The sequence below is a fragment of the Amycolatopsis sp. 2-15 genome (assembly GCF_030285625.1).
GTDB classification, from domain to species: Bacteria; Actinomycetota; Actinomycetes; order Mycobacteriales; family Pseudonocardiaceae; genus Amycolatopsis; species Amycolatopsis carbonis.
On sequence record NZ_CP127294.1, the window covers coordinates 1,497,865 to 1,524,353 of the forward strand.

Annotated in this window: 25 protein-coding genes; 8 read left to right on the plus strand and 17 right to left on the minus strand. The window is 71.2% G+C overall.

All coding sequences use genetic code 11. The features are described 5' to 3' along the window. Positions 1–74: 74 nt before the first annotated feature. The 3 genes from QRX50_RS07445 to QRX50_RS07455 form a co-directional block, all read right to left on the minus strand. Positions 75–617 (minus strand): DUF2716 domain-containing protein, encoded by a 543-nt coding sequence (locus tag QRX50_RS07445; RefSeq protein WP_285971220.1) that lies wholly within the window; start codon positions 615–617, stop codon positions 75–77. A gap of 181 nt (positions 618–798) precedes the next feature. After that, on the minus strand, positions 799–1,458 hold the full coding sequence (locus QRX50_RS07450) for a hypothetical protein (protein ID WP_285971221.1): 660 nt from the start codon (positions 1,456–1,458) through the stop codon (positions 799–801). Between the two features lie 88 nt (positions 1,459–1,546). Next, the gene (locus tag QRX50_RS07455; RefSeq protein WP_285971222.1) at positions 1,547–1,846 is read right to left on the minus strand and encodes a hypothetical protein; all 300 of its coding nucleotides are present in this window, start codon (positions 1,844–1,846) and stop codon (positions 1,547–1,549) included. 154 nt (positions 1,847–2,000) lie between these two features. Between QRX50_RS07455 and QRX50_RS07460 the strand changes: the two genes are divergently transcribed. The 4 genes from QRX50_RS07460 (at position 2,001) to QRX50_RS07475 (ending at position 9,986) form a co-directional block, all read left to right on the plus strand. Continuing rightward, positions 2,001–3,314: a hypothetical protein gene (locus tag QRX50_RS07460; RefSeq protein ID WP_285971223.1), complete on the plus strand. Its 1,314-nt coding sequence runs from the start codon at positions 2,001–2,003 to the stop codon at positions 3,312–3,314. A gap of 135 nt (positions 3,315–3,449) precedes the next feature. Beyond that, on the plus strand, positions 3,450–4,640 hold the full coding sequence (locus tag QRX50_RS07465) for a hypothetical protein (protein WP_285971224.1): 1,191 nt from the start codon (positions 3,450–3,452) through the stop codon (positions 4,638–4,640). Next, positions 4,633–8,346 carry an FkbM family methyltransferase gene (locus tag QRX50_RS07470; RefSeq protein WP_285971225.1) on the plus strand — a complete coding sequence of 1,238 codons (3,714 nt, stop codon included), beginning with the start codon at positions 4,633–4,635 and terminating at the stop codon, positions 8,344–8,346. Before QRX50_RS07465 ends, QRX50_RS07470 begins: the two co-directional genes overlap by 8 nt. Before the next feature lie 83 nt (positions 8,347–8,429). Further along, positions 8,430–9,986 carry an acyltransferase family protein gene (locus QRX50_RS07475; protein WP_285971226.1) on the plus strand — a complete coding sequence of 519 codons (1,557 nt, stop codon included), beginning with the start codon at positions 8,430–8,432 and terminating at the stop codon, positions 9,984–9,986. Positions 9,987–10,075: 89 nt separating this feature from the next. On the opposite strand, the gene QRX50_RS07480 is transcribed toward QRX50_RS07475, so the two are convergent. The 3 genes from QRX50_RS07480 to QRX50_RS07490 form a co-directional block, all read right to left on the minus strand. Then, positions 10,076–10,744, minus strand: coding sequence for a response regulator (locus tag QRX50_RS07480; protein ID WP_285971227.1), 669 nt, complete (start codon positions 10,742–10,744; stop codon positions 10,076–10,078). Further along, positions 10,741–11,871, minus strand: a complete 1,131-nt coding sequence (locus tag QRX50_RS07485) for a sensor histidine kinase (protein ID WP_285971228.1) — start codon at positions 11,869–11,871, stop codon at positions 10,741–10,743. The genes QRX50_RS07480 and QRX50_RS07485 overlap by 4 nt, the downstream gene beginning before the upstream one ends. A 76-nt stretch (positions 11,872–11,947) precedes the next feature. Then, positions 11,948–12,781 carry a helix-turn-helix transcriptional regulator gene (locus QRX50_RS07490; protein ID WP_285971229.1) on the minus strand — a complete coding sequence of 278 codons (834 nt, stop codon included), beginning with the start codon at positions 12,779–12,781 and terminating at the stop codon, positions 11,948–11,950. A 102-nt stretch (positions 12,782–12,883) separates the two neighbouring features. Here QRX50_RS07490 and QRX50_RS07495 point away from each other — a divergent pair, with 102 nt between their 5' ends. Beyond that, positions 12,884–14,314 carry an MFS transporter gene (locus QRX50_RS07495; protein ID WP_285971230.1) on the plus strand — a complete coding sequence of 477 codons (1,431 nt, stop codon included), beginning with the start codon at positions 12,884–12,886 and terminating at the stop codon, positions 14,312–14,314. 4 nt (positions 14,315–14,318) lie between these two features. Here QRX50_RS07495 and QRX50_RS07500 read toward each other — a convergent pair whose 3' ends face one another. From QRX50_RS07500 to QRX50_RS07510, 3 genes are read right to left on the minus strand one after another with little or no spacing between them, the layout of a single operon-like run. Beyond that, complete coding sequence (locus QRX50_RS07500) at positions 14,319–14,714, minus strand: hypothetical protein (protein ID WP_285971231.1); 396 nt, start codon at positions 14,712–14,714, stop codon at positions 14,319–14,321. 52 nt (positions 14,715–14,766) lie between these two features. Next, positions 14,767–15,654, minus strand: coding sequence for a VOC family protein (locus QRX50_RS07505; RefSeq protein ID WP_285971232.1), 888 nt, complete (start codon positions 15,652–15,654; stop codon positions 14,767–14,769). Continuing rightward, a complete protein-coding gene (locus tag QRX50_RS07510; protein ID WP_285971233.1) occupies positions 15,647–16,165 on the minus strand; it encodes an RNA polymerase sigma factor in 519 nt (172 codons plus the stop codon). Before QRX50_RS07510 ends, QRX50_RS07505 begins: the two co-directional genes overlap by 8 nt. A gap of 100 nt (positions 16,166–16,265) precedes the next feature. On the opposite strand from QRX50_RS07510, the gene QRX50_RS07515 reads away from it, so the two are divergent. After that, positions 16,266–17,243 (plus strand): EamA family transporter, encoded by a 978-nt coding sequence (locus QRX50_RS07515; protein ID WP_434533245.1) that lies wholly within the window; start codon positions 16,266–16,268, stop codon positions 17,241–17,243. Here QRX50_RS07515 and QRX50_RS07520 read toward each other — a convergent pair. Together QRX50_RS07520 and QRX50_RS07525 are read right to left on the minus strand one after the other, a co-directional pair. Beyond that, on the minus strand, positions 17,197–17,607 hold the full coding sequence (locus tag QRX50_RS07520) for a VOC family protein (RefSeq protein WP_285971235.1): 411 nt from the start codon (positions 17,605–17,607) through the stop codon (positions 17,197–17,199). The two genes, QRX50_RS07515 and QRX50_RS07520, sit on opposite strands and share 47 nt — an antisense overlap. A 92-nt stretch (positions 17,608–17,699) precedes the next feature. Further along, positions 17,700–19,010, minus strand: a complete 1,311-nt coding sequence (locus tag QRX50_RS07525; RefSeq protein ID WP_285971236.1) for a UDP-glucose dehydrogenase family protein — start codon at positions 19,008–19,010, stop codon at positions 17,700–17,702. A gap of 180 nt (positions 19,011–19,190) precedes the next feature. Here QRX50_RS07525 and QRX50_RS07530 point away from each other — a divergent pair, with 180 nt between their 5' ends. After that, the gene (locus QRX50_RS07530) at positions 19,191–19,949 is read left to right on the plus strand and encodes an SDR family NAD(P)-dependent oxidoreductase (protein ID WP_285971237.1); all 759 of its coding nucleotides are present in this window, start codon (positions 19,191–19,193) and stop codon (positions 19,947–19,949) included. Between the two features lie 48 nt (positions 19,950–19,997). Here the strand turns inward: QRX50_RS07530 and QRX50_RS07535 are convergent, their stop codons facing one another. The 6 genes from QRX50_RS07535 to QRX50_RS07560 all read right to left on the minus strand — a co-directional run bounded on the left by QRX50_RS07535 (position 19,998) and on the right by QRX50_RS07560 (position 25,856). Next, a complete protein-coding gene (locus QRX50_RS07535) occupies positions 19,998–20,675 on the minus strand; it encodes a class I SAM-dependent methyltransferase (protein ID WP_285971238.1) in 678 nt (225 codons plus the stop codon). Between the two features lie 162 nt (positions 20,676–20,837). Beyond that, positions 20,838–21,497: a PadR family transcriptional regulator gene (locus tag QRX50_RS07540; RefSeq protein ID WP_434533246.1), complete on the minus strand. Its 660-nt coding sequence runs from the start codon at positions 21,495–21,497 to the stop codon at positions 20,838–20,840. Between the two features lie 70 nt (positions 21,498–21,567). Next, positions 21,568–22,695 carry a hypothetical protein gene (locus QRX50_RS07545; RefSeq protein WP_285971239.1) on the minus strand — a complete coding sequence of 376 codons (1,128 nt, stop codon included), beginning with the start codon at positions 22,693–22,695 and terminating at the stop codon, positions 21,568–21,570. Beyond that, positions 22,692–23,210, minus strand: coding sequence for a sigma-70 family RNA polymerase sigma factor (locus tag QRX50_RS07550; protein ID WP_285971240.1), 519 nt, complete (start codon positions 23,208–23,210; stop codon positions 22,692–22,694). The genes QRX50_RS07545 and QRX50_RS07550 overlap by 4 nt, the downstream gene beginning before the upstream one ends. Positions 23,211–23,290: 80 nt before the next feature. Next, entirely contained in the window at positions 23,291–24,136 is an 846-nt protein-coding gene (locus QRX50_RS07555; protein WP_285971241.1) for a GNAT family N-acetyltransferase, read from the minus strand. 31 nt (positions 24,137–24,167) lie between these two features. Then, positions 24,168–25,856, minus strand: coding sequence for a TM0106 family RecB-like putative nuclease (locus QRX50_RS07560; protein WP_285971242.1), 1,689 nt, complete (start codon positions 25,854–25,856; stop codon positions 24,168–24,170). A gap of 115 nt (positions 25,857–25,971) precedes the next feature. On the opposite strand from QRX50_RS07560, the gene QRX50_RS07565 reads away from it, so the two are divergent. Then, entirely contained in the window at positions 25,972–26,436 is a 465-nt protein-coding gene (locus QRX50_RS07565; RefSeq protein ID WP_285971243.1) for a DUF6474 family protein, read from the plus strand. Positions 26,437–26,489 lie beyond the last annotated feature (53 nt).

Sequence of the window (26,489 nt, forward strand, 5' to 3'; positions counted from 1 at the left end):
TAGCAGCGCCACAAGCTGCGCCGATGCGCCGGTCGGCCCGCCGCGACGGGCGGTTCCCCAGGCGGGACGGGCGGTCAGCGCGCCAGGGCGCTCGGGCGGCCGTCGCGGCGCAGGACCTTGGTCAGCACACCCTCACCGTGCTTCTCCACGGCAGGCAGCAGCCGATCGCCGAACGCGCACAACGTGCGTTCCCACGGGTGCCCGAGCGTGCCGAAGCTGAAGTCCTCGGCGAGGAACAGGTGGTAGTCGCCGCGCGGGAACACGGGCACCGGCCACGCCGCGCCCTCGAGCATGCGGTGCGGCCAGAACTTGAACGACTGGTGCTGCCAGTGCAGCACCCACAGCCACTCATCCTGGCGCACGCTCTCCTTCAGCGCCGCCAGCACGATCCGCGCGACGTCGGGCTCCTCCACCGCGTACGGCCCCAGCCGGAACTCCGCCGACGCGCGGTCGAAGTCACCCGCCGACAGGTCCCACGTGCGCGACGGCGCGGGCTCGCGGAAGCCGGGCCAGTCGTGCGCGAAGGTGCTCGGCCAGAAGCCGAGCTTGTTGTAGACCCAGTACCAGGCGGGCTCGTCGGCCACTCTGGAGAGCGGCTCCCAGGCTGCTGCGTTCACTTATCGACCTCGAAGTCATCGGCCGGCTCAAAACTGACGAAAGCTTCGTGTCCGGGGGCGAGATTGTCCAGTCCACAGCCGCCCAGTGCCAAATGCGTCACCCGAGTGGGTGTGTCCCGGGCCCGTGGCCTGGGGATCGGTGACCGAGCGCAGCCGGAGCGCCCGGTCACCGACCGTCACCTCACGCGGCTTCCCACAGGGTCATGAACGCCGACGCCTCGCTGAACGCCCACGGCCGCAGCCGCTCGCGGTCGCGCGCCGTGAGCGTGAACTCCTTCGCGCGCCGCACGTCGACGACCAGCGCCTCTCCGCCCGGCAGGAGATCGGACATGCCCTGGGTGAGCAGCCACAGCGCGAGCTGCGCGACGTCGCGAGTGAGCGGTTCCTCCTTGAAGTAGAGCCAAGTCGCGTAGCGCCGGCCGTTGCTCTTGCGCAGGCCCAGCTGCGGGCTGAGGCCCACTTCCAGCTCCCCCAGTGGCACGCGCGCCCGCCCGACCTCGATCAGCTTCGGGTCGCGCCGGCCCAGGTAGCGCAACCAGCCCTCGGCGATGGCCGAGTAGTGCGGCCGCGTGCGGTCGTCGGCGTGGTGGACCAGCGAACGCATCGCCACCTCGTCCTGCCGCGCCGCGCGCCCGGCCCGCACCGCGTTGGCCGCCCGCCGGTAGTAGTTGAACGCCGCCCGCGCCGGGTCCTCGTACAGCCGCCGCTGGCGCCGCACGAACGACGACCGCGTGGGACCCGTGCTCGCGCTGTAGCCGACGAACGTGGGCAGGGTGATGTAGGCCATGGGACAGCCGCCTTCCGGTCCGAACTCTTCGCCGATGCCGCCCCCGTCACGCATTGCGTTACACAGTGCGTGACAAACTGGCGAGCGGCATCTCCCCTGGACACGGCCAATTTTAGAACATGTGTACGACAGTTTTTGCCGCTCAACGGGTGACGGGCGGCCAGGTTCCGGCGAGAAGTTCACGGGCCTGCTGCAGGATCTGGTCCTCGCAGAAGCTGACGGGGGTGACATCGGTGGGAATCCAGGAGTCGAGCATCGCGATCCACCGCTGGAGGTCGCGCAAGACCTCGGGTGACCCGAGCCGTTCCGACTGCTCGCGCACGCTGCGGCTGGCGGCGCCGACCGGCGTCTCACCGCGCACCATCGCGCCCAGCGTTTCGCCGAGCCGTTCCCAGCGCACTGTCGCGGTGTCGGCGGGGACCTCACCGCGGTTCGAGGACATACACCGATCCTACGGACAGCCCTGGACCCTGGACGCCACGCGACTGGCGCGAAATGATCTCGCCGACGAATCGATCACGAGTCGACAAACCGGTACCCCCGCAGGTCCGGGTGCATGAAAAACTACGGCCCCGACCAGTGGCAGAGGGATGGCGATGAGCTGGCAGGAAGAGCTTCGGCGGCTGGACTCCGACCTGGCCGCGGGCCGGATCGGGCACGCCGAGCACCGACACCGGCGCGAGGAGCTGCTCGCGGAGGCGTCGGGTGGGGGCGCGGCCTCGCCGGTGGCGTCGCCGTTGCGGGCGGGCGCGGGTGAGCTCCCGGCCCAGGTCACGGAGCCGAGCCCGGCCGCGGGGACGTGGAACGCCGAGCCGGTTTCGTGGAAGCAACCCCAGCCGGGCTGGGCACCGACCACGCCGATCGCGCCGGCCACTCCGAGTACGGCGAACACGTGGGCCAGCGCCAATCCGGCGATCCAGCCGCAGCAACCCCAAACCCAGCAACCCCAGACTCAGCAACCCCAGCCCCAGCCGGTCTGGCACCCCGTCCAGCAGCAGGTCACCGAGCCGGTGCCCGCGGAGCCGCAGCCCGAGCCGGACAAGCAGGACAAGAAGAAGGCCAAGCCGCAGCGGCCGCCGCGGTCGTCGCTGACCCGGAAGCCGCGGTGGAGCCCGAAGGACGGTGAGCCGTCGTTCGCGACCGCGCCGAGCCCGGCCGACACGAGACCGACCGGCTACCTGCCCGTCAGCGGCGACACGGGTGACCTGGGCCGGCAGCAAACGCCCGAGCTGCGCCGCCTCTGGGAGGAAGCGCCGCCGCGCAAGAAGAAGCCGACGTGGCTGTTCCTGTCGCTCGGAGTGCTGGTCGTGCTGGCGCTGGTCGTCGGCGGGATCTGGTACATCGGCAACCGGCCGGACCAGAGTGACAGCACCGACACCGTCTCGCCGCCGCCGGTTCCCTCGGCCACCGGCGGCCAGGACCCGTCGGCCGCGCTGGAGGACAAGCTGCCGGCGCTGGCCGGCAGGCCGAGCCCCGACAACTCGACGATGTCGCCGGACAAGGCCGTGCAGCTGAAGGTCGTGTCGCAGGCCGACGCGGACCTGATGAAGGGCGCCACCGCGACCGAGCTCGTCTACCACGCGTACGCCGACACCACGCACACCGACAACGGCACGATCCTGCTCGCCGTGCCGACGCCCTCGCCCGTGCAGGCCGCGCAGCTCGTGAAGGGGCTGAAGCAGAACCTCACGGCCGGTGGCTTCGGCAGCACACCGCTCGGACCCGCGCCGACGGACCTGCTCTACTCCGGCAGCAGCCCGGCCGGACGCGTGCTCGCGTTCTGGTACACCTCCGGTCCGGTGGCGATCGGCATCGGCGTGTCGCAGCCGCTCACGGACGACGCGGTGGTGCTCCGGTCGCGGATCGAACAGATCCGCACGAAGGTCGCGGCGGCCCTGCCCGCCCGCTGACGCGAGCCCCGGCCACGGAAGTCGACCCGCGGGGTCGCGCGGGGTCACAGCCGTGCACAATGTCCACGTCGTCACACACATCGGGTCGCGGTGGCGCACTGATCGTCGCCTTGCCGACAGATAAGGGGGGCCCTGGTGTCCTGGCAGGAGGAGCTGCGGCGGCTGGACGAGGAGCTCGCGTCAGGGCGACTGTCCGCGGACGACTACCGGATTCGGCGCGACCAGGTGCTGTCCTCGGCCGTCGGCCAGCAGGATCAGCCGGCGCCGCAGCAGGCCGCCCCGAGCGCGGACTCGACGCAGATCATCACGCCGGTCAGCCCGCCGCAGGGCATGCCCCAGCAGCAGCCGGCCCCGCAGCAGCAGCCCCCGGCCGCGCCGCAGCAGCCCGCCGGTGACCCGAGCGCGGAGCGCACCCAGGCCGTGCAGTCCTGGCAGATGCAGCAGCACGCCGACCCCGCGCGCACCGAGTACGTGCAGCCCCAGCAGCAGCCGCCGCAGGCGCAGTACTCCCCGCCCGGTGGGTTCCAGCAGCCGGCTTCCCCGGCCGGCGGTTTCCCGCAGCAGCAGCCGTGGAACGCGCCCGAGGGTGACCAGAGCCCGCCGTGGGGCGGTGGCGACCTGCCGCCGCTCGGCCCCACCGGAAACGACTCCTTCCGACAAGGCCCCGAGTTCTTCGCCGACAAGCCCAAGTCGGGCAACGGCAAGAAGGTCGGCGCGATCGTCGGCGCCGTGGTCGTGCTGGCCGCGATCGCGTTCGGCGCCTACTGGCTCTGGGGCCGCGACAGCGGGGGCGGCAACGAGCAGCCCACCGCCCAGCCGACGCAGCAGGCGCCCTCCAGCGCGCCGAAGCCGCCGGACGGGATGGCGGTCGCCGACATTCCGGGCTCCGCGGAGAAGTACGACAGCATCAAGAGCTTCACGCAGATCCCGGCGCTGAATTACCTCACCTCCGACGAGCTGTCGACGTACGAGGCCGCGAAGGCCGGCGACGTGAAGTTCGTGGTGCACGACCTCGGCGGCGGGGCCCGGGCGATCCTCATGTTGACCAAGGTCGGCAGCCCGGCCGCGGCGCAGAACGCGACGAGCAAGCTGCTGGCCACGCAAATCCGCAACGACGCCACCCGCGTCACCGACGCTCCGGACGGCGTGTTCGTCACCTCGGTCGACGCGAAGGACAGCTCCCCCGCGCAGATCCGTGGCCACTACTCGCACGGCAACGTGGTGGTCCGGATCGAGGTGACCGCTCCGGGGAGCCTGCAGACCGCGAAGACGAACTTCGACACGATCCTCGCTGCTCAGCTGAAGGCGCTACCGAGCAATGGGTGACGCGCGCACAGTCACCGCGTGCACGATCGTCGCGCGCAACTACCTGCCCGCGGCCCGGGTCCTGGCCAGGTCCTACCTGGCGCAGCACCCCGAAAACGACTTCGTCATCGCGGTCATCGACGGCCACGAGGACGAGCGTGACGGGTACCGGGTCGTCGGGCAGGACGCGTTCGGCATCGACCGGGACGACTACCTGCGCATGGCTACGGCGTACTCGGTCACCGAGCTGGCCACCTCGGTCAAGCCCTATCTGCTGCGCGAGCTGCGCCGCGAGTACGACGTCGCGATCTACCTCGATCCGGACATCAGGGTCTTCGCGCCGATGCCGGAGATCGCGGAGCTCGCGATGGAGCACGGCATCGTGCTCACCCCGCACGTGCTGTCCCCGCTGCCGCGCGATGGGATGGAGCCCGACGAGGCCGTCATCATGGGCGCCGGGATCTTCAATCTCGGCTTCATCGGGGTCGGCCCCGGCTCTGGCGACTTCCTCGATTTCTGGGCGCAGCGACTGCGGCACGACGCGATCGTGGCGCCGGAGCAGCAGCTGTTCACCGACCAGCGCTGGGTGGACAACGTGCCCGCGCTCTTCGACCACCACGTGCTCGCCGACCCGGGTTTCAACGTCGCGTACTGGAACCTGCACGACCGCCCGGTCAACCGCGAGGACAACGGCGAGCTGACCGCGGGCGGGGCGAAGCTGCGGTTCTTCCATTTCAGCGGTTACCGGCCCGAGACGCCGTGGCTGCTGACCTACTACTGCGCACGCGAACCGCGCGTGCTGCTCTCGGCCAACCCTGAACTGCGCGAGCTGTGCGACGCCTACGGTGCGGCGCTGCGCGAGGCGGGTTACGCCGAGACGCTGGAAGCGGTGCCCTACGGTTTCGCCGGGTTCGGGGACGGCACGCCGCTGCCCAGGCTGGCCCGGCGCGTGTTCCGCGAGGCCTGGATCAAGGCCGAGCGCAAGAACAAGCGCCTCCCACCGCACGCCTACGGCGAAGACGGCGGTCGCGCCCTGCGCGAGTGGCTGGCCGGCGCTGAGGACTCGGCGCAAGCGGCGTCCGGGTTGAATCGGGCGGCGCTCGCCGTCTGGGATTCCCGGGTCGATCTTCGAATCGCCTTCCCGCATCCGACCGGTGAAGACTCCGAGAAGTTCCGCGCGTGGTGCGTGACCTCCGGCATCAACGAGGGCGAACTCGCCGAGTGGGCGCTGCCGGGTCATCCGGTGGCCGCCCGGGCGCCGGTGGACGAGTTCGGCGTCAACCTGCTCGGCTATCTGACCGCCGAGCTGGGTGTCGGCGAGATGGGCCGGATCGTGCACGAGGCGATCGAGACCGCCGAGGTGCCGATCGCGTCGGTCGTCGAGGAACGCATCCTGAACCGCACCGGTCTCGATCAGCCGGACAGCCTCGGTGACCCACGGTTCCCGGTGAGCGTGCTCGCCGTCAACGCCGACCAGACGAGGGTGCTGCTCGGCACGCATCCCGAGGTCGGGCACGACCGCTACCGGATCGGCCTGTGGGCGTGGGAGACCGAGGATTTCCCCGCCTCGATGCACGAGGCGTTCGGGCTGGTCGACGAAGTGTGGACGGTCAGCGACTTCTGCCGCACCGTGATCGCCAAGCACTCGCCGATCCCGGTCAAGACCGTGCCGGTTCCGGTGCGCGATCCCGGTGAACCCTCCCGCCCCGCCCGCGAGGCCGGTGAGCCGGTCCGGTTCCTGTTCGCGTTCGACTTCAACAGCATCGCGCAGCGCAAGAACCCGTGGGGCACGATCAAGGCGTTCCAGCAGGCCTTCCCCGGCCGCGACGACGTGCGGCTGACCATCAAGACGATCAACGCCAAGCAGCGCCCGTTCGAGGCGGAGCGGCTGCGCGCGGCGGCAGCGGGCGATCCGAGGATCGAACTGATCGAGCGTTACCTGTCGGTGGCCGAACTGCACGACCTCTACGACCGCAGCACGTGCTACGTGTCGCTGCACCGGGGCGAGGGTTTCGGGCTGACCGTGGCCGAGGCGATGGCACGCGCCATGCCGGTCATCTCGACGGACTACTCCAGCACCACCGAGTTCCTCGACTCGACCACCGGCTGGCCGGTGCCCTACCGGCTGGTCCCGGTGGGCAAGGGCAACGACCCGTACGAGCCGGACACCCTCTGGGCGGATCCGGACATCGAGGCGGCCGCGGCCGCCATGCGCGAGGTCGCCGACGATCCGGACGAGGCCGAGCGGCGCGGCCGGAAGGCGCGCCAGCAGGTGCTGCGCACGCGGTCCATGGCGGCCGCCGCCGAGTGGATGCGCCGCGAGCTGCGCGGCGCCTACGAAATCTGGCGTTCGCGCCAGGCGTACCGGCCGCAGGAGCCCGAGCACCCGCTGACCCCGGTGCGCAAGGCCGCAGAAGCGCTGCACTGGCGGCCGGAGCCGGCGGCGCCCTCGAGGACGCCGCTCGCGCCCGCGATGCGCAAGGCCGTGCTGCGTGCCATCGACCACTACGACGTGCATCAACGCCGGGTCATGGGCGAGCTCCGCGACGCCACGGAGGAGACCACCAGCAGGTTGCTGGCCCGCCTGGAGTCCGTGGAGGCGCGCCTCGACGACGCGCAGCGTGCCGCGGAGCTGAGCCGCCGCTTCGACGACAAGCTGCACACCCTCAAGACCTCGGTCGAGGGCCGGCTGCGGGCGCTGGAGACTTCGGTCGAGGAGCTGCGCGACCAGACGCCGGGCCTCGATCTGGCGGTGCGCAACATCGAGGCCGACGTCAGCAAGATGTCGGAGAGCTTCACCGGCGAGCTGGAGTCGGTCACGGCGAGCGTGCACGCCGACTTCTCGGCCCGCGACCAACGGCTCGACCAGGACGAAGAGGCAATCCAGCGCGTTTCCGTCGACCTGGGTGCGCTTCGCGACGCCGCCCGGCTCTCGCACGTTCCGATCCCGCGCGACGCCGAGGTCGTGGTCAGCGACGTGGGCGCGCTGCTGATGCCGGTCGACGAGGTCATGCTCCCGTGGATCCGGTTCCACCGGTCCTGGGAGAACAGCGAGGCCGAGCTCATGTGCGAGTTGGTGACCCGGCATCCCGGCGCCATCCTCGACATCGGCGCGCACGTCGGTTACCACACGCTGCGGCTGATGCGGTCCTGTCCGGACGTCAGCCGCGTGATCGCCGTCGAGGCCGACCCCCTCAACGCCCAGTACCTGCGCCGCAACCTCGAGGTGAACCTGCCCGCCGCCGCGGTAGCGCTGACCACAGTGCTGCCGGTGGCCGCCTGGGACCACGCCGGCACCGTGCGACTCACCCATCCGGAAGCTGACAACAGCGGCGACAACCGGGTAAGCGAGGACGGGCCGGGTATCGAGGTGCCCGCGGTCCGGCTCGGCGAGGTGCCCGAGGTGCGCGAGCAGCAGATCACCCTGATCAAAGTCGACCTGCAGGGCCGCGACCACCGGGCGCTCGCCGGACTGGACGAGGTGCTGCGCCGCGACCGCCCGCACATCGTGTGCGAGTTCTGCCCGAGCGCCATCGAGGAACTCGGGGACGATCCGCATGCGGTACTCACCCGCTACCGCGAGCTGGGCTACCAGCCGATCGAGGTCGGCGACGAAGGGCCGGTCACCTACCCACAGGGTGACCGGGAGCTGATTCGCACCGCCCGGCGTAACGAAAAGGACTTCGTGACGCTGTGGCTCCGACCCGAACCCTCCTTTGCTGGGTGAATTTCCATCCGTGGAAACCACTCGGTGCTTCTTAGTTACACTCCTTACGGACTAAGTCGGTTCGACCAGCTGGGGGGTGGGCGTTGGCCGCAGTCACGCCCACCGAACCGGCGAAGAAGACCCGGATCGTCTTCATCGACATCGGCCGCGGGCTCGGTGCGCTGCTGGTCTTCTACAGCCACATCGCACATCCTTGGGTGAAGGCCAAGGGCGAGCACGCGCCGTACATCGACTTCATCGAGGCGCTCACCAGCGATCCGATGCACATGTCGACACAGGGCATCGGGGAGATCGCGGTTCCGTTCTTCTTCCTGGTCAGCGGTTTCGTGGTCACCCCGATCGCGCTGCGGCAGGGCAGCAGGCGGTTCGCGGTGAACCGGCTGATCCGGGTGTACGCGCCGATGGTGTTCGTGGTGCTGCTCACCGCGCTGCTGATCTTGGTGCACCTGCATCCGCCCGCGACGCCGGGACAGTCGCAGCAGCTGACGCCGCTGACCGTGGTCACCAACTCCCTGCTGGTCAACTACCTGATCAACCCGCAGGTCGTCCTGGTGCCGGTGGCGTGGACGATGATCGTCGAGGTCCTGTTCTACGTCATCCTGATGCTGTTGCTCCCGGTGCTGCGCCGGTGGGTGTGGCTGGCCATCGCTGTCGAGATCACGTTCATCTTCGTGGTGATGCTGAGCGGCAGGCAGCTCGGCGCCGGATACTTCCTGTTCGCGGTGAACGTGTCGTACCTGCCGATCATGATCATCGGCCAGGTCATCTGGGCCACCACGTCGAAGAAAATTCCGCTGTGGGCCGGTGCCGTATTCGGTGGTCTGGCGTGGAGTCTGTACGTGCTCGGCGACATCATCGACGTCGGCCGTGTGGACACGGCCTACAACCTGTCGATGGCGTTCGCCGTGGTGCTGTTCCTGCTGGGCATGATGGCGGAGCCGAAACTCAAGCAGCGGAAGTTCTGGACCGTCGTGTCCGAGCGCAGCTACTCGATCTACCTGCTGCACATGCTGGTGTCGTTCGTGCTGCTGCAGCTGCTGCGCCCGGCGGTGCCGCTGCCGATCGCGTTGCTGATCGTGATTCCGGCGGTGTTCGGCGTGGTCGAGGTGAGCTACCGGTTCGTCGAGCGGCCGAGCCACGCGCTGGCGCGCAAGCTCTCGTACCGGCGTGAGAAGCCGGCGCCGATCCAGGTCACCAGCGAGATCACGATCGAGATCCCGAAGGTCGACCGGCCTCGACACCTGGCGGGTGACGCGCCGGCGGGTTCCGTCTCCGGCTCGTTGAACGGCAGTCTGCCGCCCCCGCCGACCAAGGGCGTGCCCAAGCCGCCGCCGACTCCGCCGCAGCGTGCTCCGAAGCCGCCTCCGCCGACCGACGCGGAGCAGACCGTGATCACGCCGCGAGCGGTCCCACTCCGCCGGCCGCAGCCCCAGTCGCAACCGCAGCCTCGGCCCCCGCTCGCGCAGGAGTCGGGCTCCGACCGCACGGCCGAGCCCCGCGCCCGCCACAGCACGCCACGGCGGCGCCCGTCAGCCCCGCTTGAGCTGCAGCACCAGTCTGACCAGGAAGATCACGGCCAGCGCGGCGACCACGACGATCTCCCACGCCATGGGAGCTCCTTCCGCCGAACACATCGCTGAGTGAGGCGATGCTCTGTCGGTAAGGCGTCCGAACGTGGGACGACGTTCACCGACACGGCGTAACTCACACCTTCGGGCTAGCTGCCGAGCTAGTGCCGTCGCGCGGTGACGAGGCCCGATTCGTAGGCCAGGACCACCAGCTGCGCGCGGTCGCGGGCGCCGATCTTCGTCATGATCCGGCTGACGTGGGTGCGGGCCGTGGCGGTGGAAATGACCAGCTGGGCGGCGATTTCGTCGTTGGAAAGGCCGCCGGCGACGAGGCCGAGGACCTCGCGTTCGCGGTCGGTGATCTCCTTCACCGCGGCCGTGTCGATGCGGCGGTGTTCGGGGCGGCCGACGAACTCCGAGATCAGCCGGCGCGTCACCGTCGGAGCCAGCAGCGCCTCGCCCGCGGCGACCACACGCAACGCGCGCAGCAGCTCCACCGGCTCGGTGTCCTTGAGCAGGAAGCCGCTCGCGCCCGAGCGCAGGGCCTCGTAGACGTACTCGTCGACGTCGAAGGTGGTCAGGACCAGCACCTTCACGTCGGCCAGCGCCGGGTCGGCGGTGATGCGGCGAGTGGCTTCGAGGCCGTCGGTGCCGGGCATGCGAACGTCCATCACCACGATGTCCGGTTTGTGTTCGGCCGCCAGCGCGACGGCTTGTGCGCCGTCGCCTGCCTCGCCGACGACGTCGAAGCCGTCTTCGGTCTCCAGCAGCACGCGGAACCCCGCGCGGACCAGGGCCTGGTCGTCGGCCAGCACCACCGTGATCGTCATTCTTCCCCCTTCACGGGCAGCTCGGCCCGGACTTCGAAACCGCCGCCGGTGGCACTGACCAGGCCGGCCTGGACGGTGCCGCCGAGGGCGGCCGCGCGTTCGTTCATGCCACGCAGGCCGTGGCCGGGTGTGGGTGCGGTGGTGGCGCGGCCGTCGTCGCGGACGGTGAGTGTGAGGGCGCCTGGGCGCCGGTCGAAGTGGACGTCGACGTGTTGCGCGCCTTCGGCGTGGCGGACGACGTTGGTGAGCGACTCCTGCAGGATCCGGTAAGTCGCGCCGGCCACCGGCGCGGGCACGTCACCCGCGTCTCCGCGCAGCCGCACTTCGAGGCCCGCGGACCGCGCGTGGTCGAGCAGCTCACCCAGCTGCGCAAGGCTCGGCGCAGGCGCCTTGTCCTCACCCGAACGCAGGACCGCGAGCGTCGCGCGCAGGTCGTTGAGCGCCGACGCGCTGGCCGCCTTGATGTTCAGCAGCGCCTCTTTCGCCTGCTCGGGCCGCCGGTCGGCGACGTGGGCGGCGACGCCGGCCTGCACGTTGATCATCGCGAGGCTGTGGGCCACGACGTCGTGCACCTCGCGCGCGATCTGCAGCCGCTCCTGCTCGGCGAGGCGGTGGCGGTGCTCCACGGCCTGCTCGCGCCGCGCCGCCAGGGCCGCGAACTGGTAGCGCACGGCGGTGCCGATGCCGATGACCGCCGCCAGCCACACCACGAACACCCCGGCCGAGGGGGCGATCGCGAACGACCGCGTGGCGATCACGTGGGCCGCGTACCCGGCGACGAGCACGCCGGCGCCGGTCCAGCCCGCGACCACCGGACCACTACGCCGGGTGAGCATGAACAACGCGATCGTCGGCACCAGGATGATCGGCCCACCGGGCTCGGCCGAGGCGTAGAACGCGTACGCCGACGCGGCCGTGACCACGAAAACCGGCAGCGGGAAGCGGTGGACGACCAGCAGCGTCAGCACGGTCGCGACCAGCCACGCGGCGCCGGCGGCGCTCAGCGGGTGGGCGCCCGGCTGCCAGCGGCCGGCCGCGCTCGTGGCGCCGAGCGTGAACACGAGCACCACGAAGGTCCGGAACACGCGTCCGAACCACGGGTTCCGCGCCCGCCACCAGTCCTGCATGGTGCAGAAAACTACCGCTCACGACGGCTTCGCGCGTCCGTCCGGAAGCGGCACGACGACTACGTCGGGCGTCGTATCAGTCGAACGAAGCCGGCAGCTTCGCGGCGGTCTGCTCGTCGGCCGGCGTGTAGGTGGACACGGTGATCTCGGAGCGGCGACCCGAGTACAGGTAGGTGAAGTTGAACTTCAGCAGCCCGACCTCGGGGTGGTCGTAGCACTTGGTGCGGATCGGCTCGGAGTTCACGTCGTGGCGGTTCCACAGCTGCTCGAACAGCGGAGACTCCGCTTTCAGCCGCTTGACCAGCGCTTTCCACGACGGTTCGGCCACGTGCTCGGCCATCGCCGCGCGGAAGGAAGCGACGACACGGGGGACGTTCTGCTCCCAGTCGAGCATCCGGCTGCGCCAGTCCGCGTTGAGCAGGCACTGGACCAGCGTGTTGCGGTCTTCGAACGGGATGGAGTCGACGCCGCCCATCAACCATGCGTACGCGCGGTTGTAGCCGAGCAGGTCGCAGCGCGCGTTGCGGACCGCGACGGGGAAGGGCTCGAGCTGGGTCATCATCTTGCGCATCGAGGGCGTGATGGCGTTGCACTCGCCGGCGGCCGGCGGTTCGGGCGCGCCGGCGAGGGTGAACAGGTGCGAGTGCTCGTGCGGGTCGAGCCGCAGCGTCCGCGAAATCGCGCCGAGCACCTGCTCGGACGCGTTGATGTCGCGGCCCTGCTCCAGCCACGTGTACCAGGTGACCCCGACGCCGGCGAGCTGCGCGACCTCTTCGCGCCGCAGGCCAGGCGTGCGGCGGCGACCGCCGAGGGGCAGGCCGACCTGCTCCGGCGTGATGCGCGCACGGCGGCTGCGCAGGAACGCGCCGAGCTCGCCGCGGCGGAGGCGTTCTTCGACAGCGGTGGTCATGTTCCCAGTTCAGCACAGCGCGTTGCCTGGTACCAGGTAGTCCCACTACCAGGATAGGAGCACACCTGGTACCAGGTTCGAAAGCGCCGGAGCGTGGTAGTCATGACGACGACAACCACCACGCCGGTGCACCCCACCGGCGTGACCGCCAGGCCGGCGCTCACCTCAGCCGGCCTGGCCACCGTGTTGCTGGGGGCGGCACTGCCGGTCATCGACTTCTTCATCGTCAACGTCGCCCTCCCCACCATCGATACCGATCTGCACGCGTCCACCGCGACGTTGGAGCTGGTGGTGGCCGCGTACGGCATCGCGTACGCCGTGCTGCTGGTCCTCGGCGGCCGGCTCGGCGACGCGTTCGGCCGCCGCCGGCTGTTCCTGCTGGGGCTCGCCCTGTTCACGCTGACCTCGTTGGTCTGCGGCCTCGCGCCCGATGCGTTGACGCTGGTGCTCGCCCGCGCCGCGCAAGGGGCAGCGGCGGCGATGCTGCTGCCGCAGGTGCTCTCGATCATCCAGGCCGGCACCACCGGCGAACACCGCTCGCGCGCGCTCGGCTCCTACGGCGCGATGGGCGGCATCGCGACCGTCGTCGGCCAGCTGCTGGGCGGCGCTTTGGTCGCCGCCGACCTGTGGGGCACGAGCTGGCGGCCGATCTTCCTGGTCAACGTGCCGATCGGCATCATCGGGCTGCTGGTGGCGCGCCGCACGGTGCCCGACAGCCGCGCGGAGAACCCGCTCGGCGTCGACCGCTGGGGCACCGCGCTGCTGGCCGCGTCGCTCCTGACGCTGCTCGTGCCACTGATGGAAGGCTCTGCTCTGGGCTGGCCGTGGTGGACCATCGTGCTCCTGGTGCTGTTCCCGTTCGCCGCGCTGGGCTTCGCCCGCGTCGAGAAACGGCTGGAGTCGCGCGGCGGGATGCCGCTGCTGCCGCCGGCGCTGCTGCGCACGGCCAACGTGCGCCACGGCCTCGTTGCCGCGGTGCCGTTCTTCTGCGGCTTCGGGTCCTTCATGTTCGTCTACGCCGTGACCCTGCAGGACGGTCTGCACCTCGGCCCGCTCGGCTCGGGGCTCGTACTCACGCCGATGGCCGTGGCCTACTTCGTGACGTCGCTGGTCAGCAGCCACCTTGTCGCGCGCCTCGGCCAGAAGGTGGTGCTCGCCGGCGGCCTGATCGCGGCGCTCGGCCTGCTCGTGCTGGCCGGCTCGGCACTGTGGGCGTGGCCCGGCCTCACGCTGTGGGAGCTGGCGCCCGCCATGGTCCTCATCGGGATCGGCAACGGCCTGGCCATGACCACACTGTTCCGCATCGTCCTGTCCCGCGTGCCCCACGACCTCGCCGGCATCGGCGGCGGCGTGATGACCACGACGCAGCAGACGTCGCTGGCCCTCGGGGTGGCCGTATTCGGCAGCCTGTTCGCGGGCTTGAGCACGAGCTCGATGGGGTACGAGGGGGCGTTCGTGCTGGTCATGGGGCTACTGGCCGCGGTGGCGCTGCTCGTGGTGGTGCTGGCGCGGAAGCTGCCGGACCCTCGGTGACGGCTCAGCCCGGGAGCGACGACCAGCCACCGCCCCGGGCGAGCAGCGTTCGGACGGCCTCGGCGTGTTCGGCGAAGCCCGCGAGGTCGCCGTGCAGCAACGCGGCGCGCTCGGCATCCAGCGGTGCCGTGTCGTCGCGCCAGAGATCGAGGGTCCAGTTGGCGGCGAGGAACATCGAGCGCACCAGGCCGATGATCCCGGCGCTGTCGGGGCCGCCGCTGCGGCGGTAGGACTCGAGGATCTCGTTGCACGTCGAGAACAACCGCGTCAGCCCGGTCACGGCCTCGGCGGGCGTGCCGTCCCACTCCGGCCCCGGCCACGTGCAGGAGCCCAGCTCCAGCCACAGCCGCCAGCCCGCGGTCAGCTCAGCTTCGTTGCACGGAGTCCAGTGCCCGGCCATGGTTCGAGTGTGCGCCCCGGCGGCGCGGCAGCCGCCGGGGTCATGGGGTTTCTCACTCGTGTGGCTGTTCCCAGAGCCAGAACTCGATGCCCTGGTCGTCGACGCAGTCGGCAGTCGTCCCGTACGGGTGGTGCTCCACCTCACCGGCCGTGCCGCCGTGGTCGCGGACGCGGGCGAGAGCCGCTTCCAGGTCGTCCACCGCGTACATCAGCTTCCAGCCGACCTGCCGGCCCGGGCCGCCCCACAGCCCGCCCTGCAGGCCTGGGCCTTCGAAGCCCCACGCGTCCGGCACGGAACCGGGCGAGAACTGCCAGCCGACGACGCCGCCGTAGAACGCCTTCGCGACTTCGCCGTCAGGCACCTGGAACGTGAAGTACATGGCCTCGCCGTGGCGAGTGGGCTTCGCCGCGTGCTTGGTCGTCTGGCCGGCCTGCGCGACGAGCCAGCGCTGGCCGTACGGGTCCTTGATCGTGCCACCGAGCCCGTAACCGCTGTCCCTGACCGGTTGCAGCAGCTCGCCGCCCAGCTCGACAGCGCGGCGGGCCGACTCGCGGACGTCGGGCACCTCCACGCGGATCAGCGGCCCGCCCTCGGGCGCGACGACGTTGCCCAGCTCGGGGAACTCCTCGGCGAGCATCAGCACGCTGTCGCCGATGGCCAGCTCGGCGTGCCCGACGCGGCCGTCGTCCATCACGATCGGGTCGGACCGGCGGCGCGCGCCGAAGACCTCCACGTAGAAGTCCAGCGCGGCTCGGGCATCGGTGACGACGAGGTAGGGCGCGAGGGCGCGCACGGCGGCGTCGGCAGGGGTTTCGGTGGTGGTCATTTCGGCTCCGTTCAGGATGAGGCGCCGCAGGTTGTCCCGCAGCTCCCTGGCGAACGCCGGGTCCGGGTCGACCGGCGTCGGGGGCAGTGCGAGCGCGTCGAACGGCTCAGTCATCGCAGCCCCCTTTCTCCTCGTAGCTGTGGCGGAACGCGGCCTTCGCGCGGGTCAGCAACGCCTCCGTGGCGTTCACCGTGCGGCCCAGGCAGGCGGCGACTTCACCGACCGGCAGGCCGTCGACGTACCGCAGCGTGAGCACGGCCTGGTGGTGCGCGCCGAGCGATTCGAGCACCTGGCGCGCGCGCAACGCGTCGAGCTCGGTGTCCCACGGGTCGTGGGCGTCGGGCTCGTGCACCAGCCGCAGCCCGCGTTCCTCCCGGGCCTTGCGGCGCCAGTGGTCGGCCAGCTTGTGCCGCGCCACCCCGATCAGCCACCCGGTGCTCACCGGCGGCGCACCGCCCTTGCGGCACGCGGCCACGGCGCCCAGGAACGTCTCCGACGTCAGCTCCTCGGCCAGCACGCGGTCGCCGCAGCGCGCGAGCAGGTACCCGTAGACCTCCGGCAGCGCGGACTCGTACAGCCCGAGCAGCGCGAAAGCCGGGTCCGGTCTCACCCGCGGTTCCGTCACACCCACATCGTCGTCCGGGGACCGCGTTTTCCGTCGGGTGAATTTCGCGCCGCTGGAAAATCGTTCGTCGGCGCCCGGGGCGGGCGGCGACACTGCGGTCATGGCCGGGCGAGGACGAGCGACAGGATTGAGCCTCACGTCGTGGGTACTGTTCGCCGCGTCCGGGCCGGTCGCGAAGGCCGTGATGGCCACGGGGTGGTCGCCCGCCGCGGTGACGGCCGTCCGGATCGCGCTGGCGGCGGTGGTGCTGGTGCCGGGCGTCGCGCTGGTGCGGCCGTGGGCGTTGCGCTTCCGGAGGTCCGACGGATGGCTGGTGCTCGGCTACGGCGTGCTCGGCGTGGCCGGGGTGCAGCTGTGTTTTTTCGTGGCCGTGGACCGCGTGCCGGTCGGGGTGGCGATGGTGCTGGTGAACCTGGCGCCCGCGTTGGTCGCACTCTGGGTGCGAGTGGTGCGGCGCGAGCGGCTGCCGGCGCTGGTGTGGGTCGGGACTGCACTCGGCGTGGCGGGGCTCGCGCTCGTCGCGCAGATCTGGCAGGGCGGCCGGCTCGACGCGCTCGGCATCGCCGCCGGAGTCGGCGCGGCCGTGTGCTCGGCCGGCTACTTCCTGCTCGGCGAACGCGGCGCGGGCCGGCACGATTCGGTGGGACTCACCGCCGTGGGGCTGGCGATCGGCGCCGTGGTGGTGGGCGCGGTCAGTCCACCTTGGACAGTGTCACCGGCGGCGGTCACCTCCACCGCAACGCTCGGGAGCCTGCACGTGCCCGTGTGGCTGGCGCTGCTCGTGCTGGCCGTGGCCGGCACAGTGCTGCCCTACCTGGCCGGGCTGCGCGCGTTGCGCGATCTGCCCTCGGCGCTGGCGAGTGTGCTGGCGCTGGTGGAACCGCTCGTCGCCGCGGGGCTGGCGTGGTTGTGGCTCGGCGAAACCCTCGGCGCGACGCAGCTGATCGGCGCGGTCGTGTTGCTCGCGGGCGCGGTGCTGGTGCAGGTGGCCGGATCCCGCACTCCTGGTGACGTGCGGGATCCGGCGACGGTCACCAGCTGGCCGGGCGAAGCCGATCCGGCTCGTAGGGTTGCGTGATCACTTCCATGCCATTGCCGCCCGGGTCGAGGAAGTAGACCCCGCGGCCGCCGTGGTTGTGGTTGATCTCGCCGACCTGCTCGCGGGCCGGGTCGGCGTGGTAAGTCACGCCGGTTTCCTTCAGCCGCGCGAAAAACGCGTCGAAGTCGTCCTCGGGGATCAGGAAACAGTAGTGCTGCAGCCGAAGGTCCTGTGGCGGGACCGTCGCGAAGTCCAGCCGGACCCCGTTGCCGGTTTCGACAGGGATGAACGGCCCCCATTCCTCGCCCACTTCGAGACCCAGCAAGCGGGCGAGGAACTCGGCGGACTCCCGGTTGTCCCGGGACGGCACGATCAAATGGTTGAGCTCAACGGAAACGGACACGAACAATGCCTCCAGAAGGCATCCCGGCACCTCCATGTCTCACCCAGCCGATGACCGACACGCGATGCCGCGTCCGTGATCGTAAGCCAGTACTAGGAAACCGTCACGCGCTTTCGCCCCGCCGCGCGCGGACGGCCGACGCCCTGCCACGACAGGCCGGCGTCGATGACCGTGCGGGGGTCGAGGAGGTTGCGGGTGTCGACGACGTCGTCGCCCTCCATGGCGTCGGCCATGATCGTCCAGTCGAGGTGCTTGAACTCGGCCCACTCGGTGAGGACCACGATCACGTCGGCGTCCTTCGCGACCTGGTACGGGTCGTCGACCACGGTCATGCCGTCGATCGCGCTGTCGACCGCCGGGTCGTAGGCCGTGATCTCCGCGCCCAGCGCGCCGAGCACCGAGGAGACGGCGAGGGCGGGCGAGTCGCGCAGGTCGTTGGTGCCGGCCTTGAACGCCAGGCCCAGCACGCCGATCCGCGCGCCGGCGAGGGTGCCGCCACAGGCGCCGGCGATCTTCGCGACGATGCGGTCGCGCTGGGCGATGTTCTCGTCGATGGCCGAGGTGAGCATGCGGAAGTCGTAGTTCACCGACTCCGCGACCTTCACCAGCGCGCTGGTGTCCTTGGGCAGGCACGAGCCGCCCCAGCCCGGGCCGGGCTTGAGGAACGCGCGGCCGATGCGCCGGTCGTAGCCCATGCCTTCGGTCACGAGGTCGATGTCGGCGCCGAGGCGCTCGCACAGCTCGGCGATCGAGTTCACATAGGACAGTTTCAGCGCGAGGAAACAGTTGGCCGCGTACTTCACGAGCTCCGCGCTCGCCGCGTCGGCGACGACGACCGGCGCCCCGAGGTCCGCGTAAAGGTCACCGACCCAGCGCGCCGCGCCGGGGGTGTCCGAGCCGACCACGATGCGGTCGGGGTTCAAGAAGTCGGAAACCGCGGTGCCTTCCCGCAGGAACTCCGGGTTGGACACGATCGGGACGTCTTCGCGGCCGAGCATCGCGTGGATGCGCTTGGAGGTGCCCACGGGCACGGTCGACTTGGTGATCAACGCGCAGCCGGCGGGCAGCACGTCGCCGATCTCGGCGGTCACCGCCTCCACCGCACGCAGGTCGGCGGAGCCGCCCGCGCCCATCGGCGTGGGCACGCAGAGGAAGACACCGTCCGCCTCCTGCACGGCTTTCCGCGCGCCGACGACGAACGACAGCCGCCCGCCCGTGATGCCACCGGTGACCAGTTCGGCCAGTCCCGGTTCGAGAATGTCCACTCTGCCGGCGGAGAGGCGAGAGACCTTCGCCTCGTCCACGTCCACGCAGGTGACGCGATGCCCCAGGCTCGCGAGACATGCCCCCGTGGTCAATCCGACGTACCCCGTCCCCACCACCACGATCCGAGCTGCGCTCATGATGCCGAAGGTGACATTCCGAGTTGAAGCGGGCGCTAACGGAAGTGGGCGACGCCGAATACTCCACGCGAGAAGTGAAGAACGGGCCCGCGTGAGGCAGCACACCCGGCGCCGGTGCGAACGAACGTTAACCTGTCGCTACGGTGCAGGGCCGCACCACGAGCAGCAGAAAGGCTGAAGATGCAGATCACCGACACCGCAGCGCTCGTCACGGGTGGTGCTTCCGGCCTCGGCGGCGCCACCGCCAAGGCGCTGGCCGCCAAGGGCGCGCGCGTCTTCGCGCTCGACCTCGCCGCGTCGATCGAGAAGGCGGAACAGGTCGACGGCGTCACCTACGTCGAAGCCGACGTCACCGACCCCGACCAGGTCCAGGCCGCCGTGGACACCGCCGCCGGCTCCGGCGCGCCGCTGCGCACGGTCGTCAACTGCGCCGGCATCGGCCCCTCGGCTCGCATCCTGTCGAAGAAGGGCCGCCACGACCTCGCGCTCTACGCGAAGGTCGTGCAGATCAACCTCATCGGCACTTTCAACGTGCTCACCATCGCCGCCGAGGCCATCGCCAAGACCGAGCCGCTGACCGACGACGCCCGCGGCGTCATCATCAACACCGCCTCCGTCGCGGCCTACGACGGCCAGATCGGCCAGGTCGCCTACTCGTCTTCGAAGGGCGGCGTCGTCGGCCTCACGCTGCCGGCCGCGCGCGACCTCGCGTCGCAGGGCATCCGCGTGCTGACGATCGCGCCGGGCATCGTCGACACCCCGATGCTCGCCACCGTGAGCGACGAGTTCCGCGCGAGCCTCGCCGCCGGCGTGCCGTTCCCCAAGCGCCTGGCGCGCCCGGACGAGTACGCGCAGCTCGCCCTTTCGCTGATCGACCACGACTACCTCAACGGCGAAGTCGTCCGCATGGACGGCGCGCTGCGCATGGCCCCGCGCTGATCGTCCCGGGCGGTCTGGACCACGCGTGTGGTCCAGACCGCCCGTGCGTCACGGCTTCGTCAGCCGGGCTTCCAGCCCGATGCCGTCGGTGGTGATGCGGCAGGAGCCGAAGCGGCTCTCACGCGCCAACGTCTCGAACTGCTCCGGCGTGTACGCGCGCTTGCGCAGCTGCCCGAGTGTCCACTTTGTCGTGAACGCACCCACCGGCCCGAGCTTCATCCCGGCCACCTCGTTCGCGATGTCCTCCGGCGTCGCCGTCTTGCGCAGGTCCTGCACCAGCGCCACCCCGCCCGGCCGCAGCACGCGCCACATCTCGTCGAGCGCGTCGACCGGGTCGGCGAAGTTCTTGAACGCCGCCTGCGTGATCAGGAAATCGAACGACTCGTCCGCGAACGGCATCGCCGCGACGTCGCCGTGCACGAACTCCGCCGCGACCCCCTGCTCCCGCGCGTACTGGCTCGCCAGGGACACGAACGTGCGGCTCACGTCGAGCCCCGTGACCGCGAAGCCGAGCCGCGCCAGCTCGACCGCGTGGAACCCGGGCCCGGGCGCCACCTCCAGCACATCGGAGCCGCTAGGCAGCTGCTTGGCCAGCTCCGCCGCCGACGAGCGGTAGAACGCCAGCTGCGGCGCGGTCCCGCGACCGCGCGCGTACGCCCGCGCGACCGGTCCTTCCATCTCCGGCACGAGCTTGGTCCGGCGCCGTTTGACCTCGGTGTTCGTCATCGTCGCACTCCAGTTCGGTGGGTCGGCCGAACCGCTCCGGCGAGTGCGGGCCCGTATCCTGTGATCGCAGCCTGAGGATCGGATCCGCTGCCGCGGAATCGGTTCGAGGGTTTCCCCGGTCCCGGTGGCGGTGTGCCAGCACTGCCTCCGGGGCCGGCTTTTCTACTCCTGGCCGCCTTCGGCGAAAGCGGTCAAGTCTTCCGGCAGCTCGCCGGTCTCGCGGTAGTGCCGCCACTCGGCGACGCCCGGCAGCGCGCTCGTGGCCAGGTCGTCTCGGAGGCCGCGCACCCAGTCGATCTCGGCGCGCAGCAGCACCAGCTCGTATTCGCCTTCCACGAGGAACAGCCGTGGCACCTCGGCGCGCGAAGCTTCGAGTACCGCCGCCCGTTCGGCGAGGCGCTTTTCCAGCGCGGTGAGCCGCTTCGTCAGCAGGTCCGCCACCTCGTCCGGCCCGAGCGAAGCCATGATCGACAGCCCCGCCTGGAACTTCGTCGGCTCGAGGTCCGGCTCGGCGAGCAGCTCGGCCACCCAGTCCTCCAGCTCGGCGCGGCCGGCGTCGGTGAGGCGGTAGATCGTGCGCTCGGGCCGCGCGCCGTCGCGGACGCTCTCGACGGTGGCGACGAAGCCGTGCTTCTCCAGGTTGCCGACGACCGTGTAGAGCGAGCCCCACTTGATCTTCATGTCGGTGTCCTTGCCGCGTTCACGCAGCACGGAGGCCATTTCGTAGGGGTGCATCGGCCGCTCGACCAGAGCCGACAGCACGGCCAGCCCCAGCATGTTCCCGACCTTGCGGCGCTTCACCGTCACCACTTCCTCGTCCACGAGTATTCGCAGACGAGTATAGGCACAGCGCGACGGAACCGGCCTCCGGGAAAAACCCCGAGAACCGAGGTCAGCGGCGGATCACCAGCACCTTGGCGCCGGTGGGCGGCGTGGGAACGGCACGCAGCAGCCGCCCGGCGTGCACCGTGCCCAGGACAACCACCCCGGCCGAGCGGCCGAACCCGGACAGCACGATCCGGTCGCCTTCCCGCACGCCGGGGCCGGCCGGAGTGACCGCGATCGGGTCGTCGACGAGTGAACCGACTCTGGTCAAGGTCACGGGCTCGCCGCTCGCAGTCGTCGTACGCAACCCCCAGAGGCTGGGCGGCGTGAAGTTCAGGCCCGCGAGGTCGCCGTCCGCGGTGGTGACCACACCGACAAGGCCGGCCCGCGTCGCGACGACATCGCCCGGCTTCGCGTCGACACCGAAGACGGCGAACTGGGTATCGGTTCCAGCCCGCGCGACGGTCCCCGGTGAAACGGCCGGGTCGTGCGACGAGCTGGTCAACTCGCCGAAATCGGGGTGCTGCGGACCGCCGGTGGCGATCGCCGTGTTCCACGCGGCCGCGGCCGGCGCAAGTACCGCGGCCGCCAGCCCGTCGACCGGCTGGACGGAGACGGTGTCGGCCGCACTCGAGCTGAACCACGCGGTGGTCACCCCGGGCGCGGTGACCACCACCCCCAGAGCCCGGTCCGGCTCGGACGACACGAACCCGAACGCCGGAGCCATCACCTGATCCGCCGGAATGCTCAGCTGCGCCCGCACCTGCAGCTCGGGAGCGGCGGTGAGGAACGCCAGCCGGATTTCGCCGTCCCGCTCCACGCTGCTCAGCACGACGACCGTGCCCACCTCGGTGCTGGTCCCGGCGAACACCACCCGCGCCGCCCGCGTTCCCCACGCCTGCCGCGCCCGCTCGACCAAACCGAGGTTGTCCGCCAGCGCACCGCGCGCCGGCCACTGCGTCACCGGCACGGCCTGGACCTGCGACGACGTGCTCTGCGTGGTGACGATCGTCGCCGCTCCCAGCGCGAGCACCACGGCGGCGGCCGCGGCCCCGACGAGCCTCCGCTGCCGTCGCCGCGCCCGCGTCCTCAGCACCCGCTGCGCCATCCGCGCCGCGGCCTCCGGCTCCGGCGCAGCCAGCGCGGTCTCGCCGAGCTCCCGGCGGACGGTGTCGGTGAACTCCGGCTGCCTCAACCCTGTCCCCTCCCGATCGCCGCCGCACCCGGCTCGTGCGTGGCCTCCCACAGCTCCCGCAGCCGGGCCAGCCCGCGCGCCGTCGACGACTTCACCGTCCCGACGCCGCAGCCCAGCAGCCGCGCGGTCTCCGCCTCGCCGAGGTCCAGGTAGAACCGCGCCGCCAGCACCGCCCGCATCCGCGGCGGCAGCTGCCACAGCAGCGCGACCATCTCCGACCGCCCCGCCGACACGGCGAACGCGTCTCCCCCGGCCTCGACGTCCGCGCCGGCGATCGGCATCAGCCGCTCGCGGCGGCGACGGTCGCGGCGAGCGAGGAAAACGCGGAACAAGGCCTGCCGGGCGTAGGCGCGCTCGTGCTCGATGTCCGCGCGGCCGACGTGCTTGACCAGGCGCAGCAGCGCGTCGTGCACCACGTCCTCGGCCTCGCCGCGGTCGCCGGTCAGCACGAGCGCGTAGCGGAACAGCTCGTCGTAGTGCTGCTCGACGAAGACCTCGAACCCGCGCACACCCACCGCCCTCCGCTACCCGTCGCCCCCTTGGATCACGGAGGACGCCGAAAAGTTGCCGGGGCGGCCGAACCCGGGCCGGCGAATCACTCGGTGGGCTGCCACACCCAGTTCTGCCGCTCGTAGGCCGCCTGGAACCCCAGGTTGAGCATGTTGTGCAGCGACGAGTTGTGCTCGCCCTCTGCCTCGGCGCCGGTTTCGGCGACGAGCAGGCGGCAGCCCAGCTCGGCCGCGAGCCGGGCGCGGGCGGCGAGGAGCTCCGTCTGCCCGCCACGGTTGCGGGCGTGCTCAGCTACCGCGCCGCTGAACAGCTGGCCGATGTCGCCCTGGTGGTAGAGCAGTGCGGTGCCCACCAGGTCGTCGCCGAGCCAGACGGCGTACGGGTAGCAGCTCGGGTCGGTGGTCGAGGCGGCGAATAGTTCTCCGAAGTGCTCTTCCGGCATGCCGAAGACGCTCAGCATCCGCGATGCCCACCGGTGGGCATCGCCGGGTTCGACCGGAGCGATCCGGATGCCGTCGGCCTGCTTGCGGGCGGGGTCATCGGCTCGGGCGACCACCTCGGCCGTCGACGCGACCAACTTCGCCACCGACGACGAGGGAGTGAGCCCTTCCCGCTCGCAGATCTCAGCCCAGTCCTCCGGAATCACCGACGGCGCGAGCTGCAACGTGGCCCGGCGCGTGCCCGCCGCGCGGTAGAACGCGCACACCTCGGCGATCAGCTCCGCGGTGACCGGCTCCGTGCGGCCGAAGCCCAGTGCCTTGCTCCAGAAGTCCGTCGGGTCGTTGCGCACCGCCAGAACGACCGCGCCGCCGAGCCGCGTGGCCGACATGCCGAGCGCGGAACGCACCGATTCGGGACCGCCGGTCTCGAGCCGGAACACCGCTTCCGCCTCGGACTCCTCGATCGACAGGGGCGGCTCGACCTTGATCATCAGGTCACCGTACTGCGCGCCGGCTCTCGGATCAGAGGTCGAGCGTGAATGGCACCTCGACCTGTGCCCGATCGGACATCCACTCGCGCAAGGCCTTCGTGGCCAGCACGTCGTCCTCGTTGTACTGCAGGAGACGCTCGCGCTGGGTGTCGTCGGGGGTTTCGCCGTCCATGCCCACGGCGTCGCGGTACCAGCGCATCGACGCTTCGCCGCCGGCCTCCGCGTCGCGCCACCGGAAGCCCGCGACGGGGGCGATCACCTTGAGGCCCTTGCCGCGCGAGCACAGGAACTGGTCGGTGACGCTGCGGAAGAGGTCCACCCACTCTTCGGAGTCCACAAAGGACTGCACATCCTTCTTCGCCGGGATCCCCGGGTGGTCGCCGAAGCGCTCGACGGAGCCGAACAGCCAGCGGTTCTCCGCCAGCGCGTTGTAGCAGTAGGCGCGGAACGTGAGCCCGGCCGCGAGCGTGCGCTCGCGCACGTCGGTGAACCACGCCCAGAACTCGGCGAACGAACGTGCCTCGTCCGTGGTCGGCAACGGCTCCCACGTGGCGAACGCGCGGTAGCCCTGCTCGACCCCGATGTCGGCGCCCGAGAGCAGCGTGCCCCACAGGTACGCGCCGGCGTCGCCGAAGCTCTCCATGTCGACGTCGACCTCGACGTCGCCGCGCGGCACCTCGACCTGAGGCGTGCGGCGCACCACGGTGAGGTCGGCGAGCCACGCGCGCGCGAGCATGATCGCGTCCGCGAACGTGCCGCCCGTCCAGTTCATCGGCGGCGCCTCGGCGGCCGGGTCGAGCGCGGCCAGCTTGTCCACAGTGGACACGCCGGCGCGGCGCAGCTCGACGGCGTCCTCGCCGCGCACCACGAGGCTGACGTCGCGGGTCTCGGTGAGCTGCGCCTCGCACGTCGGCCAGAACGGGCAGCGCCGGCACTCCAGCACGCGCGAGGGCAGGGCCAGGGGTTCGCCGCCGGTCGCGGCCGCGGTGGCGACGGCGAGGCGGTCGGCGAAGCGCGCGTCGTACTCCGCCAGCGCGCTGCGACCGCCGGGCCAGGTGCCGGCCGTGAGGTCGTGCCAGACCACCACGTCGGCGTCGAGCCCGATCACGCCGCCGACGGCGCGGCCGGTCTCGGCCCGCCCGTAGGTCTGCAGCATCCGCCGCAGGTGCGCGAGCCGAAGCTGGTCGCGCGGCTGCGAACGGACCTTGCGCGTCTCGTCCGGCGTGCGGTGCGCCGGGTCGAGGTCGGTCAGCCCGGTGGTCGACGCGCCCTGGCCGCGGTCGGTGATGCGGTGGCGCACCACGAGCACCGGCACGTACCCGGTCGCGGTGCGCACGAGCAGGTCGACGCCGCCGCGCCGGTGCCCGACCGGGTCGGCGTGCAGCAGCGGGCCCCAGATGAACCGCGCACCCTCGGCGAAGGCCTCCTCCGTGAGCCGCACACGGTCGGCAGCGGGCAAGTCACGCGGGATGCGCACCCAGGCCGCGTCACCGCTGGTCGTATCAGGGCCCACCGCAGCGGGGCCCGTGGCATCGGTGGTCGCCTCGACGAGGCGCCGCAGGATCGCCTCGCGGTGCGCCGTCGCGTCGGCGATCCGCTGCTGCGCCGTGGGATCCGGCGGCGGCAGCGGGACGTCGCGCATCGCGGGGTCGTGCTCCAGATGCACACGACGACGGCAGCGACTGACCGCTCCGGCGTCGAGCAGCACCTCGTTACCCATGACGATCACCTTATCCGCCCCCACCGACAGAACTGCCTTTCCATGCTGCGAGCCGACATGCCCGGCCCCACTCGGACCAGTAAGTTCGACCACGACGAGTAGCAGGAGGTGGGCCATGGCGCGCAAGGCCAAGCAGGACGCGGGTGAAGCTCGGATCACCCCCAAGAAGGCGAAGAACGCGATCGCGGTGGCCAAGGTGCTCGGGCCGGCCGTGATCCCGGTCGTCGCGCCGTACGCGGTGCGCGCGGCGGGCGCGGCCCGGGAGCTGTACGACCGCTACCAGGCGCGCAAGCTCGGCGTCGCCGTCGACCAGCTCGGCGAGTTCTCCGGCCGCGGTGCCGCGCTGCACGCGCGGATCGCCGGGCTCGTGCAGGGGCTGAGCGAGCTCAGGAAGTCGAGCAAGGCCACCGACGCCGACGCGAAGTTCGCGACCGACACCCAGGGCACCCTCGAACAGCTGTCGGCCACGGTCCGCGCGGCCGAGCGGATGCCCGCCGGCCGGCGCAAGGCCGCGCACCGCGCGGTCGCGAGCGAGCTCGACTCCCTGGAAGAGCAGCTGCTGCACCGGCTCGGCGTCTGAGCGCGAGCCGGGCCGCTCACCCGAAGTGGTGACCGGCCCGGCTTCGGCCGGCA

Bases quoted from the DNA above. Each gene is read 5' to 3' on its own strand.
- QRX50_RS07450 (WP_285971221.1), bottom strand. From the start codon at position 1,458: ATGCGTGACGGGGGCGGCATCGGCGAAGAGTTCGGACCGGAAGGCGGC.
- QRX50_RS07455 (WP_285971222.1), bottom strand. From the start codon at position 1,846: ATGTCCTCGAACCGCGGTGAGGTCCCCGCCGACACCGCGACAGTGCGC.
- QRX50_RS07460 (WP_285971223.1), top strand. From the start codon at position 2,001: ATGAGCTGGCAGGAAGAGCTTCGGCGGCTGGACTCCGACCTGGCCGCG.
- QRX50_RS07470 (WP_285971225.1), top strand. From the start codon at position 4,633: ATGGGTGACGCGCGCACAGTCACCGCGTGCACGATCGTCGCGCGCAAC.
- QRX50_RS07480 (WP_285971227.1), bottom strand. From the start codon at position 10,744: ATGACGATCACGGTGGTGCTGGCCGACGACCAGGCCCTGGTCCGCGCG.
- QRX50_RS07485 (WP_285971228.1), bottom strand. From the start codon at position 11,871: ATGCAGGACTGGTGGCGGGCGCGGAACCCGTGGTTCGGACGCGTGTTC.
- QRX50_RS07490 (WP_285971229.1), bottom strand. From the start codon at position 12,781: ATGACCACCGCTGTCGAAGAACGCCTCCGCCGCGGCGAGCTCGGCGCG.
- QRX50_RS07495 (WP_285971230.1), top strand. From the start codon at position 12,884: ATGACGACGACAACCACCACGCCGGTGCACCCCACCGGCGTGACCGCC.
- QRX50_RS07500 (WP_285971231.1), bottom strand. From the start codon at position 14,714: ATGGCCGGGCACTGGACTCCGTGCAACGAAGCTGAGCTGACCGCGGGC.
- QRX50_RS07505 (WP_285971232.1), bottom strand. From the start codon at position 15,654: ATGACTGAGCCGTTCGACGCGCTCGCACTGCCCCCGACGCCGGTCGAC.
- QRX50_RS07515 (WP_434533245.1), top strand. From the start codon at position 16,266: ATGGCCGGGCGAGGACGAGCGACAGGATTGAGCCTCACGTCGTGGGTA.
- QRX50_RS07525 (WP_285971236.1), bottom strand. From the start codon at position 19,010: ATGAGCGCAGCTCGGATCGTGGTGGTGGGGACGGGGTACGTCGGATTG.
- QRX50_RS07530 (WP_285971237.1), top strand. From the start codon at position 19,191: ATGCAGATCACCGACACCGCAGCGCTCGTCACGGGTGGTGCTTCCGGC.
- QRX50_RS07535 (WP_285971238.1), bottom strand. From the start codon at position 20,675: ATGACGAACACCGAGGTCAAACGGCGCCGGACCAAGCTCGTGCCGGAG.
- QRX50_RS07555 (WP_285971241.1), bottom strand. From the start codon at position 24,136: ATGATCAAGGTCGAGCCGCCCCTGTCGATCGAGGAGTCCGAGGCGGAA.
- QRX50_RS07560 (WP_285971242.1), bottom strand. From the start codon at position 25,856: ATGGGTAACGAGGTGCTGCTCGACGCCGGAGCGGTCAGTCGCTGCCGT.
- QRX50_RS07565 (WP_285971243.1), top strand. From the start codon at position 25,972: ATGGCGCGCAAGGCCAAGCAGGACGCGGGTGAAGCTCGGATCACCCCC.